Origin of the sequence: Natrinema sp. DC36 (assembly GCF_020405225.1) — an archaeon.
GTDB lineage: Archaea > Halobacteriota > Halobacteria > Halobacteriales > Natrialbaceae > Natrinema.
In genome coordinates, this window is record NZ_CP084472.1 from 2,761,122 (window position 1) to 2,774,395 (window position 13,274).

Below are 13,274 nucleotides of genomic sequence, written 5' to 3' on the forward strand. Positions count from 1 at the left end.
AACGAGTAGCCGTGTTCATCGATCCCGGACGACTCGAGATCCGCCTGCGCGAGGAGTTCGGCGGAACGATGGGGCAGTCGCGCGTCGTCGTTCGGCAGGCCGTCGATCTCGCGGATTCCAACCAGTACGAGGGAGATGTGGGTGTGACGCTGACGAACGATATCGTCATCGACGAACTCTCTGACGCCCCCGACGGAACCCCACCCGAGCGATGGAACTGGTGGATCGGCTCGCTCGAGGTTGCATACGGCGGCTACGGCCGGTTCGGGATCCGTCAGTATCGGAAATAACCGCTCGGTCGAAAGGACAACACGGATTATCTTCCACGACGTAAGTGGCTCTCAATGAGCGAGCTGTCACGACCGGTCTGGCCGGCGTATCCGCTGTCAGCGCTCGTGGCCGGCCTCGGCCACTGTTACCTCGGTCGGTGGAAACGCGCCGGGATCTGGTTCGTCTGCTACGGCCTCGCGCTCGCGTTCCTGAGCGCGCGATCGCTGTCGGGCGCGTTCGAACCGGGCGACCCGTTCGTCGTGACGGCGCTGCAGTTCGACGCGGTGCGCTTCACCGACGTCGCCGTACCGCTCGCGATCCTGTTGATCTGTCTCCTCGACGTCTATCTCATCGGGCTGACCGAACGGGCCGACGCCCGGCGGGCCGATGCGAACGACCTTCGATCGAACAGTTCCTGACGCCGCTACAAAGAGCCGTCCACTCGAGAGAGGGTCACTATACGCAGAATATCGCCGTCTACGGCCCGCGTGATTTTTGTGCACATCGGACGAACGATGCGTATGGGACGTCTCAGTTCCGTCCTGCTGCAGGGAATCGGCGTACTCGTACTCGCGCTCATCGCGTTGAGCGTCGTCGGAACGATCGTCGGTATCGCGCTCTCCCTCGTCGTCGCCGTCCTCTCGATGATCGTCTCGCTCGCCGTCCTGAGCCTGTTCGTCCTGGCGATCGTCGGGCTGTTTTCAGTGTTCAGTGGCGATTCAGCCGCCGGAGACGACGCGCGTCCGCCACAGCGGTCCGACGACCGGACCGCTCCCGAGGACCGAGTTCGCTCTCGGTACGTCGACGGCGAACTCGACGACGACGAGTTCGAACGAGAACTCGAGCGGGTCCTCGAACCGGACGAGGGACGCGGTCGAACGGACTTCGATCGCTCGAGTTCCCGACGGCCCTCGAATGACCGACATCGACTCCGGGATCACTGATACCGGCTCCGGACTCGCTGGCACCGGTCCCGTGATCGCTACGTCCAGTTCTCGTTCTCGGATGCGGACGACGAGTTGCTCGACCGGAATCCGCGAACCAACGGAAGCAAACCGGGTGAGGTGCAAGGGACTCGTAATGGACGTCCAGTTGCTGGGTGGCGCGCGCGAGATTGGCCGGAGCGCGATCCTCATCGACGACACGCTCTTGCTCGATTTCGGAATGGATTCGGGGAACCCGCCGGCGTTTCCGATCGGCGACGTCGATCCCGACGCCGTCGTCGTCAGTCACGGCCACCTCGATCACGTCGGCTCCGTCCCGACACTCCTGTCGGGCGACGCGCGGCCGCCTATCCACTGGACGCAACCGACGTACGACCTCGCCACGGTCCTCGCGCGGGACACGCTGAAGCTCCACGGCGGGAGCTACGACTGTCCGTTCACCGAGGCGGAACTGGCTCGCGTCGCGGAAGTCTCCGAGACCCACGGCTACGAGAGTGCCTTCGAGGCCGCCGGGTACGAAGTCACCTTTTTCGACGCCGGCCACGTTCCCGGTAGCGCCCACGTGCTCGTCGATGACGGCGAGACGAGACTGCTCTACACCGGCGACTTCCACACCGAGGAACAGCGGTTACTCGAGGGCACCACCGCGCGGCCCGACGCCGACGTGGTCCTCTGTGAAAGCACCTACTCGGACGTGACGCGACCGCCGCGGCCCGAGATCGAACGCGAGTTCGCCGAGAGTCTTCGAACGACGATCTGGGAGGGCGGCACCGTCGTCGTCCCCGCCTTCGGCATCGGCCGCACGCAGGAGGTGCTCTGCATCTGCGAGGAATACGACCTCGAGTGCTACGTCGACGGGATGGGCAAACGAGTCACGGAACTCTTTCTCCGGGATGCGAACCGAGGGTTTCTGCGCGATCCGGACCTGCTGCGCCGGGCGAAGGGCAACGCGCGATTCGTCAACGGCCGCGACGGCCAGCGCAAACGGATCGCCGAACAGAATACCGTGATCGTCACGACCAGCGGGATGCTCCACGGCGGCCCCGCGATGACCTACGTGCCCGCGATCCGCTCCCACCCGACGAACAAGATCGCCATGACGGGCTATCAGGTCGAGGGGACGCCCGGCCGCGACCTGCTCGAGACCGGGAGCGCCGAGATCGACGGCCGGATGATGCCGGTCAGCGCGCAGGTCGAACAGTACGATTTCTCCGCGCACGCGGATCGAGATGGGGTTCGTACGTTCCTCGAGTCCTACGCGGACGCGACGGTACTGATCAACCACGGCGATCGCTGCGAGGCGTTCGCGGCGGCGTTGCGCGCCGACGGCTACGACGCGACGGCACCCGAACTGGGCGAGCGAATTGGAGTCTAAGCGCTCGGGCGACGTCGCCGGTGGCCTTCGCATGGTTTAAGCCCGCGCTGCCTGCATGTCGACACAATGAGCGACGAGAGTCAAGAACTCGGGATCACCGAGTCGAAATCGCACAAGCCCGGGGAGTGGTACGCCGAGGTCGTCCAGAAGGCGAACCTCGCGGACTACGCCCCGATGGGCGGGTTCATCGTCACGAAACCTCGCGGCTACGCCCTCTGGGAGGCCATTCAGGACTCGCTGGACGGCTGGTTCAAGGAGACCGGCGTCGACAACGTCTACTTCCCGATGTTCATCCCCGAGAGCTACCTCGAGCGCGAAAAGGACATCGTCGAAGGGTTCGACCCCGAGGTCGCGTGGGTGACCCAGGGCGGCCACGAGGAACTCGAGGAGCGTCTCGCCGTCCGTCCCACGAGCGAATCGATCATCGCGCCCTTCATGGCCGAGTGGACCCGCAGCCACCGCGATCTGCCGATGCGCCTCAACCAGTGGTGTTCGGTCGTACGATGGGAGGCGACGGAGACGAAGCCGTTCTTCCGGACGAAGGAGTTCATGTGGCAGGAGGGCCACACCGCCCACGCGAGCAACGAGGGCGCGTGGGAGGAGGTCTGGACCCGTCTCGGCCAGTACGAGCGCGTCTACGAGGACGTGCTGGCGATTCCGGTGCTGCGGGGTAAGAAGCCCGAACACGACAAGTTCCCCGGCGCGGATACGACGACGACCGTCGAGGCGCTGATGCCCGACGGCAAGTCCGTCCAGGGAGCGACGAGCCACAACCTCGGCCAGAGCTTCGCCGAGGCGTTCGACATCACCTTCGCGGACGAGGACGAGGCCGAACAGACGGCCTACACCACCTCGTGGGGGCTCTCCTGGCGAGCGATCGGGGCGCTCATCATGACCCACTCCGACGATCAGGGGCTCGTGCTTCCGCCGACGGTCGCGCCGACACAGGTCGTCATCGTCCCCATCTGGCAGGAGGATACCAAGGACGATGTCCTCGAGTACTCCGAGGGGATCGCAGCGGACCTCGAGGACGCCGGGTTCCGCGTCGAACTCGACGACCGCGACGAGCGCAATCCCGGCTTCAAGTTCAACGAACACGAGCTCAACGGGATCCCGCTGCGACTCGAGATCGGTCCCCACGAGGTCGACGACGGGGAAGTCACGCTGGTCCACCGGCCGGACAACGAGCAGTCCGTCGCCGAGCGCGACGAGATCGTCGACGCCGTCGACGAGCACCTCGACGAGATCTACGACAAGCTGTACGAGGCAGCCGAGGAGAACCTCGAGGAGAACGTCCGAGAGGCCCACAGTCCGGAGGAGATCCTCGGGACGATCGGTAAACACGGCGGCTACGTGAAGACGGCGTGGTGTGGCGACGAGGCCTGCGAGGAGGCCATCAAGGAGAAGATCGCCGCCGAGATCGTCATGCAGCCCCTGGCCGACGAGGGCGGGACGACGGCCGGCGAAGTACCCGAACCCGACCGCGACGAGTGCGGCGTCTGTGGCGATCCCGCCGACGAGATCGCCTACTTCGCGAAGTCGTACTAGCGCGGTTACTCGACGGGAGCAGGCCCGTTCGGCGGTAACACGCCCGCTCGGCGGTAACACGTCGACTCGTCGTTACTCACTCGAGCCGAGAATCGAACCAGCTATTTTCCGATATTTCGCTGCCGGCAGCAGCGACTCCGGATTCGGCGTCGTCTTCGGCGGAGCTCTCGTCCCAGCGGGATGCGCGAAACGGTGTGATGGGTCGTCGGTTCCAAGTGTCAAGGCGGACACCCCACGCGAAACGGCCGACCTCCCTTCGGGAACTGACTCGAACGGTCACCGCGACGAATCGTTGGTTCTACTGTCACATGGACCTAACTCTTTAACCCAATAGTGCTTACCGGAGGCGAGTAACTAGAGACTGTGGTGTTCACTCTGGTGGGTGAACACTACGTGCCTCTGACAATTCACCCCGCTGTCGGGAAGCGCCGCTTCCCGGAAGGGGGTTCGAACAGTGCCGCCCTAGATCTCAACCCCAGAGCGGTAGCTCGATCCGAAAGCAGTAGCAACTGCGGCGAGAAGGCGCGTGAACGGCGACGATGCGCCCCTATAAGGGACCCACAAACACCTTATATTGCACCATATGTGTTTATAATACACTTAGCCATAATGGGTTAGCCTCTTATATCTGTTTCCGCTAGGGAGGGCTATGCCACAGCCACATATAGCGTCATCCGCCGAGCGTTCACAGGGGCTCGCCGACCCCGCGGACGCGCGGTCGAACTGCGGCGTCGGCGTCGTCATGGATCTCGATGGGGATGGGGGCCACGACGTCGTCGCCGACGGACTCGAACTACTCGTCAATCTCGAGCACCGAGGGACGACCGGGGCGGAGAAAGACACCGGCGACGGGGCCGGCATCATGCTCCAGACGCCCGATTCGTTCTTCCGAGACGTGCTCGACGTCGAACTTCCGGACACGTACGCCGTCGGTTCGCTCTTTTTGCCTCAGGACGACGCGGCCCGCAACGCGCTCGTCTCGCTGGTCGAGGAAACCGTCGCTACCTACGATCTCTCGGTCCTCGAGTGGCGCGACGTGCCGACGAACAACGACGACCTCGGGCAGACGGCCGTCGACTCCGAGCCCGATGTCCGGCAGGTCGTCGTCGCACCCGACGACGATATCTCCGGCGACGACTTCGACCGCCGTCTCTACGTCGCCCGACGCGCTCTCGAGAACGCCGTCGAAAGCGCCGATATCGAGAACAAAGAGCGCTTCTACGTCGTCTCTCTCGACTCGAAGACGGTCGTCTACAAGGGACTGCTGAAAGGCGTTCAGGTCCCCGCCTACTATCCCGATCTCACCGACGAGCGGATGGAATCGACGTTCGCGATGGTCCACGAGCGGTTCTCGACGAACACGCTCGGCGCCTGGCACCTCGCCCACCCCTACCGGAACATCATCCACAACGGCGAGTTCAACACCATTCAGGGGAACATCAACTGGATGCGCGCCCGCGAGACCGACATCGAGAGTGAGGTCTTAGAGGATCTCGAGGCGGTCAAGCCGATCATCGACGACCCCGACCAATCCGACACGGCGAGCGTCGACAACGCCCTCGAACTCCTCATGCAGGGCGGCCGGGACCTCGAACACGCCCTGCGGATGCTCGTTCCCGAGGCCTGGCGCGGCGACGACGCGATGGACCCCGATCGGAGAGACTGGTACGACTTCCACGCCTCGCTCGTCGAGCCGTGGGACGGTCCCGCGCTCGTCGCGGCGACCGACGGCGAACGCGTCGGTGCCGTCCTCGACCGCAACGGACTGCGCCCCTGCCGGTACGACGTGACGACGGACAATCAACTGATCATGGCCAGCGAGGCCGGCGCGCTCGAGACCGATCCCGAGAACATCGAAGAGCGCGGCCGTCTCAAGCCCGGACAGCTGTTCCTCGCCGACCCCAACGAGGGGCGCGTCATTCCTGACGAGGAGGTCTTCGAGGACCTCACCGACGACCGCTACGGCGAGTGGGTCGCCCAGGAGCAGGTCCATCTCGACGATATCCGCACCACGAACGACCGCTCGCCACAGCAGGCGGTCTCGGGGCTGCGCGACTATCAGGCCGCGTTCGGGTACACGCACGACGAACTCGAGAACATGATCGAGCCGATGACCCAGAAGGGGAAAGACCCCGTCGGCTCGATGGGCGACGACACGCCGCTGTCGGTGCTCACCGAGTTCAACCGACCGCTCTTTTCCTACTTCAAGCAGCTGTTCGCGCAGGTCACGAACCCGCCGCTGGACTACATCCGCGAGGAACTGGTCACCTCGATGGAGAGCCGGCTGGGCTTCCAGCGCAACCTGCTCGACGAGTCGCCCGAACACGCCCGCCAGCTCGTGCTCGACTCGCCGATTCTGACGGACGCCGAACTCGGCTCGATCCGCGACTGTTCGACCAACGGGATCACCGCCGCGACGATCGACATCACCTACGAACCCGAAAGCGAGGAGCCGGGCGACGACCTTGAAGCCGCCATCGAGCGCGTCCGTGAGGACGTCGTCGAAGCCATCGAGGACGGCGATCACGATGTCATCGTCCTCTCCGACCGGGCCGTCGACGACGACCGGGTCGCGATCCCGAGCCTCCTGGCGACCGGCGGCGTCCACCATCACCTCGTTCGTAACGGGCTGCGCAACCACGTCGGCCTCGTCGTCGAGTCCGCCGATCCGCGCACCGTCCACCACTTCGCGACGCTGGTCGGCTACGGCGCGGGTGCGGTCAACCCGTATCTGGCCTACCAGACGATCGAAGACATCACCGCCGGCCCCGACGGCGCGGACACCGAAGTCGCCATCGACGCCTACGTCGGCGCGGTCGAGGACGGCCTGCTGAAGATCATGGCCAAGATGGGCATCTCGACGGTCGAGAGCTATCAGGGCGCCCAGATCTTCGAGGCCGTCGGCCTCGACTCGGGACTGGTCGGCGAGTACTTCGAAGGCACCGAGAACCGCACCGAGGGGATCGGTCTCGCGGAAATAGAGGAGGATCTTCGCGAGCGCCACGCCACCGCCTTCGACGGCAACGACGAGGACGCCGACCTCGACCGCCACGGCGAGTTCGAACACCGCTCGGACGGGATCTACCACCAGTGGAACCCCCAGACCGTCGGCGCGCTCCAGCAGGCGGTCCGCTCGAACGATTACGAGCGCTACCAGGAGTTCGCCGAGCAGATCAACGACCAGCAACAGAACCTCCAGACGCTTCGGGGCTTACTCGAGTTCGAGTCGGATCGCGATCCGGTTCCGATCGAGGACGTCGAGCCGATCAAGGACATCGTCCAGCGGTTCTCGACGGCCGCGATGAGTCTCGGAAGCCTCTCGCCGGAGGCCCACGAGAACAACTCGATCGCGATGAACCGGCTGGGCGCCAAGTCCAACTCCGGCGAGGGCGGCGAACCGCCCGAGCGGTTCAACACCGAGCGCGAGTGTAACGTCAAACAGGTGGCGTCGGGTCGCTTCGGCGTCACCTCGACGTACCTCTCGAACGCCGACGAGCTGCAGATCAAGATGGCACAGGGCTCGAAGCCCGGCGAGGGCGGCCACCTCCCCGGCTCGAAGGTCAACGAGATGATCGCCCACGTCCGCAAGTCGACGCCCGGCGTGGGGCTGATCTCCCCGCCGCCGCTGCACGACATCTACTCGATCGAGGACCTCAAGCAGCTGATCTTCGACCTGAAGGCAGCGAACGAGACGGCGGACATCAACGTCAAACTCGTCTCCGAGGCCGGCATCGGCACGGTCGCCGCCGGCGTCGCGAAAGCCAACGCCGACGTGGTCCACATCTCGGGTCACGACGGCGGCACCGGTGCCTCGCCGCGCACCTCGATCAAGAGCGCCGGTCTCCCCTGGGAACTCGGCCTCGCCGAGGCCAACCAGATGCTCTGTGCGACCGGCCTCCGCGATCGCATCCGCGTCTCGACCGACGGCGGGATGAAAACCGGGCGCGACGTCGCCGTCGCCGCCCTCCTCGGCGCTGAAGAGTACATCTTCGGCACCGCCTCGCTGGTCACCGGCGGCTGCGTGATGGCCCGACAGTGTCACAAGAACACCTGTCCGGTCGGCGTCGCCACCCAGCGCGAGGACCTGCGCAAGCGCTTCCCCGGCGAGCCCGAACACGTCATCAACTACATGACGTTCATCGCCCAGGAGCTGCGCGAGATCATGGCCGAGCTCGGTTACGAGACCATCGACGAGATGATCGGGCAGGTTGGCGTCCTGGAACAGCGCACCGACGTCGACCACCCGAAGGCCCGCAAGGTCGACCTCTCGGAAGTGCTGGCGGATCCGGGCGGCGACGTCCGCCGCAAGATCCGCGAACAGGACCACGAGCTCGAGGACCAGCTCGACCGCGACCTCATCGAGGCCGCGGCCGACGCCATCGAGAATCAGGACCCGGTCTCGCTCGAGACGGACGTCACGAACGTCGACCGGACCGTCGGCGCGATGCTCTCGAACCGCATTACGGACCGCTACGGCGAATCCGGCCTCCCGGAGGATACGATCACCATCGACGCGGCGGGGACCGCCGGCCAGAGCTTCGGTGCGTTCCTCGCCAGCGGCGTCTCGATGCACCTCGACGGCAGTGCGAACGACTACGTCGGCAAGGGGCTCTCCGGCGGCAAACTCACGATCCGCACGCCCGAGACCGCAAGCTACGATCCCACCGAGAACGTCTCGATCGGCAACGTTGCGCTTTATGGTGCGACCGACGGTCAGCTGTACGTCAACGGCGTCGCCGGCGAGCGCTTCGCCGTCCGCAACTCCGGAGCCAAGGCCGTCGTCGAGGGCGTCGGCGACCACGGCTGCGAGTACATGACCGGCGGCGTCGTCGCCGTCCTCGGCGAGACCGGGAAGAACTTCGCCGCCGGCATGTCCGGCGGCGTCGCGTACGTCTACGACCCCGACGACGAGTTCGCGGCGAAGGCCAACACCGGCATGGTCTCGCTTCACGACGACCTCGAGGAGAAAGACGAACGGATGCTCCGTCGGCTCGTCGAGAACCACGTCGCGTACACCGGCTCCGAGCGCGGCCAGCACCTCCTCGAGAACTGGGAGCGCGCGCTCGAGTCCTTCGTGAAGGTCATGCCCGAGGCCTACTACGAGGCGATCACCGAGCAGGGGAGCGACGACGTCCGCAACGAACTGCCCGGTGCGCCCGAGGTGGCAGCCGAATCCGAATCGGCCAGTTTCGCGGCGAGCGACGACTGACGGCCGTTCGTCTCGAGCGGTCGCGATCCGGTTTCGTTTCTGTCCGTCGTTTCGACACCCGATAGCGGAGGCGGTCGCGATCCGACCGGCCACTGGAGTCCGAAATGGAGGAGAACGGGGCGGAGTTCGCTCTTCACTCGCGACCGAGCGTGTGGAACTCGTCGTTCGGTCGCATCTCGGCGAACGTGGCCATTCGATTGCTCATGTTGTAGTAGGCCGTGACGGCAGCGATGTCCCAGATCGCTTCCTCGCTGAAGCCGGCGTCGCGTAGCGCCTCGAGATCGGCCGGTTCGACCTCTGTCGGCCGTTCAGTGAGCGTGACCGCGATGTCGAGCATCGTCCGGTGAGCGTCGCTAATATCCGCCGTCCGGTAGTTCGCGATGAGTTGGTCGGCCAGCGTCGGATCGTCGGCGTAAATTCGAACGAGCGCCCCGTGGGCGACGTTGCAGTAGTAGCAGTGGTTGACACCGGAAACGGCGACGATAATCATCTCGATCTCCTCGCGCTCGAGGGCCGTATCCTCGACGAGTGCGTCGTGATACTGGAAGAACGCCCGGAAGTGGGAGGGCTTGTACGCGAACGCGGAGAACACGTTCGGGGTGAACCCGGCGCGGTCGGTTTCCTCCGCGATTCGATCCCGGAGATCTTCGGGGAGGTCGTCGAATTCCGGAACGGAGAACCGTGCCATCGCGTCGTCGCTGAGTTCGGGGTCGGTCGCTGATTCGGCGTCGGAACCTGAGTTGGCCATAGCTACCGTTTCACATGCACCCCTAATAACTCAGGGGCGAACGGCGAACGCTAGCTGTCGACGATGCCGCCCGCGTCGGCCGCTACCTCGAGAACGGAGTCGTCGACCGAGACCTCGAGGAGGTGCGAGCCGCAGTCACAGTCCGACGCCCCGAAGTCGGGAACCGGCGTTCCGGGAAGCGGCCCCGCGAGCTCACACTCCCGGTCAGCGCCCGGGAACGTGATCGCGGTCTCGAGTCGGGTTGCGGAATTCCCGAGCAGGTAATCGATGTGCCAGTGGCGTTCTCGCGAGCGAAGCGAGTGGGAGCTTGACGGAGCTTGCTCCGACGGCGGTCAATGCGACTGAATCCACCGGGGCCGAACGCGCTCCCGACGTAGGCGTACGTGCCTGCGGTGAACTCCCGGTCCCCGAGCGCACCGACCTCGATGATCGTCGTCTCCATCAGATCGATCACGAGGACGTCCGTCCCGCTCATACGGAGCAGTCGGAGCAGCGGCGGCAAAAACGAGGGTAGTTTCGATCGGTGCTCGCCGGCGATCTCCGAAACTCGCGTCTCGCAGTACGCGACGGTTCCGTACGACTGCAGATTGTTCGAGGAGTTGTTCTACAGGTTCAGTCTCAGCGGAGAACCATGCTGACGATGCGCTCGAGGGTTTCCGTAAACGAGTCGGTCGGCGTTCCGGGCATGTAGACCGGGGTATCGGGTCGTTCGATCGAAACACCAGTAATTGGATCTCTGCGTTCGGGTGCGTCCATGTCTCAGTTTTGAGTCGAGGGTATTTACGCATTGCCAAGTATAGTTTTTGAATAGAAAATTAATTATTGTTATCGAGTGGTAGTCACACGGTACTGTCAGTCGAGGCCAATCGGCGCTTTAGGATGGACTGCCGGTGGTCGCGAGGGTTTCGTTCCCGTGGAAACGTCCTCGTCCGCCACAGTTTTCTCCCGCAATCGTGACGGCCACACATGGACAGCGCACTCGTTATCGGCGGCACGCGATTCATCGGCCGCCACCTCGTCGACGATCTGCTCGAGCACGACTACGACGTCACACTGTTCACCCGCGGAAACAGCGCGAACCCGTTCGCGGACGACGACCGCGTCGCCCACGTCGAGGGCGACCGAACGAACGACACGGCCCTCGAGGCGGCCGCGACGACGGTCGACCCCGACGCGGTCTTCGACTGCATCGCCTATCATCCGAAGGACGTCCACGCCGCGACGACCATTTTCGCAGACTGCGACGCGTACGTCTACGTCTCGAGCGGGGCAGCCTACGGCCGCGAGGAGATCCCCAAGCGGGAGGGCGAGACGCCGCTGTACGAGTGTACGCCCGAACAGGCGACCGACGATTCGTTCGAGACTTACGGAAATCGGAAGGCCGAGGGCGACCGCGCCGTCTTCACGGCGGCTGAGGACGGCGTCCGCGCCATGGCCGTCCGGCCGCCGATCGTCTACGGACCCCACGACCACACCGAGCGCCTCGACTGGTGGATCGACCGCGTGAACCGCTTCGATCGCGTCGTCGTGCCCGGCGACGGGACGAACCTCCGCCACCGCGTCTACGTCGAAGACGTCGCGAGCGCGCTCCGGATCGTCGCCGAACGCGGCGCGGCCGGCGAGGCCTACAACGTCGGCGACCGACGGCTCGTCACGCTCGAGGAGATGATCGATCTGATCGCCGAATGCCTCGAGACCGACGTGGAACTCGTCCACGCCGGCCCCCGCGAACTCGCGGCCGGCGACATCGAACTCGACGAGTACCCACTCTACCGGACGTATCCGCACGTCCTCTCGACGGCGAAACTCGCCACGCTGGGCTGGGAGTCGACGCCGCTCGAGACGGCGATGGATCGCTCGGTTGCGGACCACCTCGAGAGCGATCGGGACGGGAGCGAGAACGGGCCGAAACGGGAGGCCGAGGAGCGCGTGCTGGGGATCCTCGAGACGCTCTGATCAGGAGTCGAGTTGTTCAAGTCGCTCGAGCCGTCGCGCTCGCGATGGTGTCGACGAGAGCCACTCGCTGAGCCGACCCCGGTCGTCGGACAGGTCGGAGCCGGTCTCGATAGCGGACGCGAGGGGCGCGGCTCCGACGGCTCGAGCGGCGCGGCGATCGGCGGTGAACTCGAACCGCCGGTAATACCGGAGAAGAAGCGGCGCGGTGATCGCAACGCTACCCACCATGAGGAGAAGCGATGTCCAGACGGTCAGCGTCACGACCAGTCCGAAGAGAAGCGCCAGCACTAGCGACCGCCGCTCGAGGAGCCGCAACTCGTCGCCGGCGTCCGCACGCGCACAGAGCGCAGTCAACGCCTCGTCGTCGAGGGCGTCGAGAGCGTAGTCCGTGGCGTACACCCGCCGATTCCAGAACGGTCCGTCGAGGTAGAGCCTGGCAACCTCGGTTTCGCGAGCCGGGATCACGCCGGCGACCGTCGCGGTCAGGCCGGCTCGGTCGGCAGCGTTCTCGAGTCGCTGGCGCTGTTCGGCCGTCGTCTCGGTGACTGTCTGTGAGAGGCGAATGCCGTACTGCAACCAGGCGTAGACCACGGCGATGAGGACGACGAACGAGAGCGGAATCAACACCGGATCGGGATCCGACGCGCTGACGAGCGCAACGAGGGGAACGAGTGCCCCCAGGCAGAGCATCGTGATCGCCACGAGATATTTCGCGAGCCGACCGACCGCCGTCGCGGCGCTGATCTCGAGGTCGCGGCGTTCGCGAGCGTACGGAAAGACGCCGAGATACGCGACGAGCGTCGCGACGATCGCACCGCCGAGCACGGGAAGCCAGGCGAGCGTCGCTCCGGTCCCGCCCGCCAGCGCTGGATGGACACTCGAGAGGGTGTTTTCAGTCGCCTCGGGGAGGCCGGATAACGCGAGGACGATCCCAGTCCCGAAGCCGACGACGGCGAGAAGGCGATACGTGCCGAGCGATCGCCGGCCGTCCGGGCGGCGTCGAAGCGTGTACCGTCCGTACAGCCTGGCGCCGGCGTAACCCGCGCCGAGCAGTCCGAGCCAGAGCGCGGCCGCTGCAATCATATACGCTCGTTGTAGTTGGAAATTATATAACATCGCCGATCGATCCGACGGATCGGCTCAAGGTTGACGGCCGACTGCCGCAATCGGCTCGCCGGTTCGACCCCGACAGTGGTCGCCCCGAACGACGCGCCGACGAGGAAA

Annotated in this window: 11 protein-coding genes and 1 pseudogene; 7 read left to right on the forward strand and 5 right to left on the reverse strand. The window is 65.2% G+C overall.

Features of this window, described 5'->3' with window-relative positions:
• The first annotated feature begins 11 nt into the window (after positions 1–11).
• The 6 genes from LDH74_RS14300 (at position 12) to gltB (ending at position 9,346) form a co-directional block, all read left to right on the forward strand.
• Positions 12–290 carry a hypothetical protein gene (locus LDH74_RS14300; RefSeq protein WP_226039386.1) on the forward strand — a complete coding sequence of 93 codons (279 nt, stop codon included), beginning with the start codon at positions 12–14 and terminating at the stop codon, positions 288–290.
• Between the two features lie 54 nt (positions 291–344).
• Entirely contained in the window at positions 345–689 is a 345-nt protein-coding gene (locus LDH74_RS14305) for a hypothetical protein (protein WP_226039387.1), read from the forward strand.
• Positions 690–791: 102 nt separating this feature from the next.
• Positions 792–1,214 carry an SHOCT domain-containing protein gene (locus tag LDH74_RS14310; RefSeq protein WP_226039388.1) on the forward strand — a complete coding sequence of 141 codons (423 nt, stop codon included), beginning with the start codon at positions 792–794 and terminating at the stop codon, positions 1,212–1,214.
• 136 nt (positions 1,215–1,350) lie between these two features.
• Positions 1,351–2,589: an MBL fold metallo-hydrolase gene (locus LDH74_RS14315; protein WP_226042532.1), complete on the forward strand. Its 1,239-nt coding sequence runs from the start codon at positions 1,351–1,353 to the stop codon at positions 2,587–2,589.
• Between the two features lie 66 nt (positions 2,590–2,655).
• Positions 2,656–4,137 carry a proline--tRNA ligase gene (gene proS, locus LDH74_RS14320; protein ID WP_226039389.1) on the forward strand — a complete coding sequence of 494 codons (1,482 nt, stop codon included), beginning with the start codon at positions 2,656–2,658 and terminating at the stop codon, positions 4,135–4,137.
• Between the two features lie 649 nt (positions 4,138–4,786).
• Positions 4,787–9,346: a glutamate synthase large subunit gene (gene gltB / locus LDH74_RS14325; protein ID WP_226039390.1), complete on the forward strand. Its 4,560-nt coding sequence runs from the start codon at positions 4,787–4,789 to the stop codon at positions 9,344–9,346.
• A gap of 133 nt (positions 9,347–9,479) precedes the next feature.
• Here the strand turns inward: gltB and LDH74_RS14330 are convergent, their stop codons facing one another.
• The 4 genes and pseudogenes from LDH74_RS14330 to LDH74_RS14340 form a co-directional block, all read right to left on the reverse strand.
• Entirely contained in the window at positions 9,480–10,094 is a 615-nt protein-coding gene (locus LDH74_RS14330; RefSeq protein WP_226039391.1) for a peroxidase-related enzyme, read from the reverse strand.
• Positions 10,095–10,144: 50 nt separating this feature from the next.
• Complete coding sequence (locus tag LDH74_RS26470; RefSeq protein ID WP_345778559.1) at positions 10,145–10,363, reverse strand: DUF123 domain-containing protein; 219 nt, start codon at positions 10,361–10,363, stop codon at positions 10,145–10,147.
• Positions 10,364–10,446: 83 nt separating this feature from the next.
• Positions 10,447–10,569: pseudogene (locus tag LDH74_RS26475) on the reverse strand (DUF123 domain-containing protein); the annotation flags it as partial.
• A 143-nt stretch (positions 10,570–10,712) separates the two neighbouring features.
• A complete protein-coding gene (locus tag LDH74_RS14340) occupies positions 10,713–10,850 on the reverse strand; it encodes a hypothetical protein (RefSeq protein WP_226039392.1) in 138 nt (45 codons plus the stop codon).
• A 210-nt stretch (positions 10,851–11,060) separates the two neighbouring features.
• Between LDH74_RS14340 and LDH74_RS14345 the strand changes: the two genes are divergently transcribed.
• Positions 11,061–12,050, forward strand: a complete 990-nt coding sequence (locus tag LDH74_RS14345; protein ID WP_226039393.1) for an NAD-dependent epimerase/dehydratase family protein — start codon at positions 11,061–11,063, stop codon at positions 12,048–12,050.
• Here LDH74_RS14345 and LDH74_RS14350 read toward each other — a convergent pair whose 3' ends face one another.
• Positions 12,051–13,133 carry a M48 family metalloprotease gene (locus LDH74_RS14350; RefSeq protein WP_226039394.1) on the reverse strand — a complete coding sequence of 361 codons (1,083 nt, stop codon included), beginning with the start codon at positions 13,131–13,133 and terminating at the stop codon, positions 12,051–12,053.
• Positions 13,134–13,274: the final 141 nt, after the last annotated feature.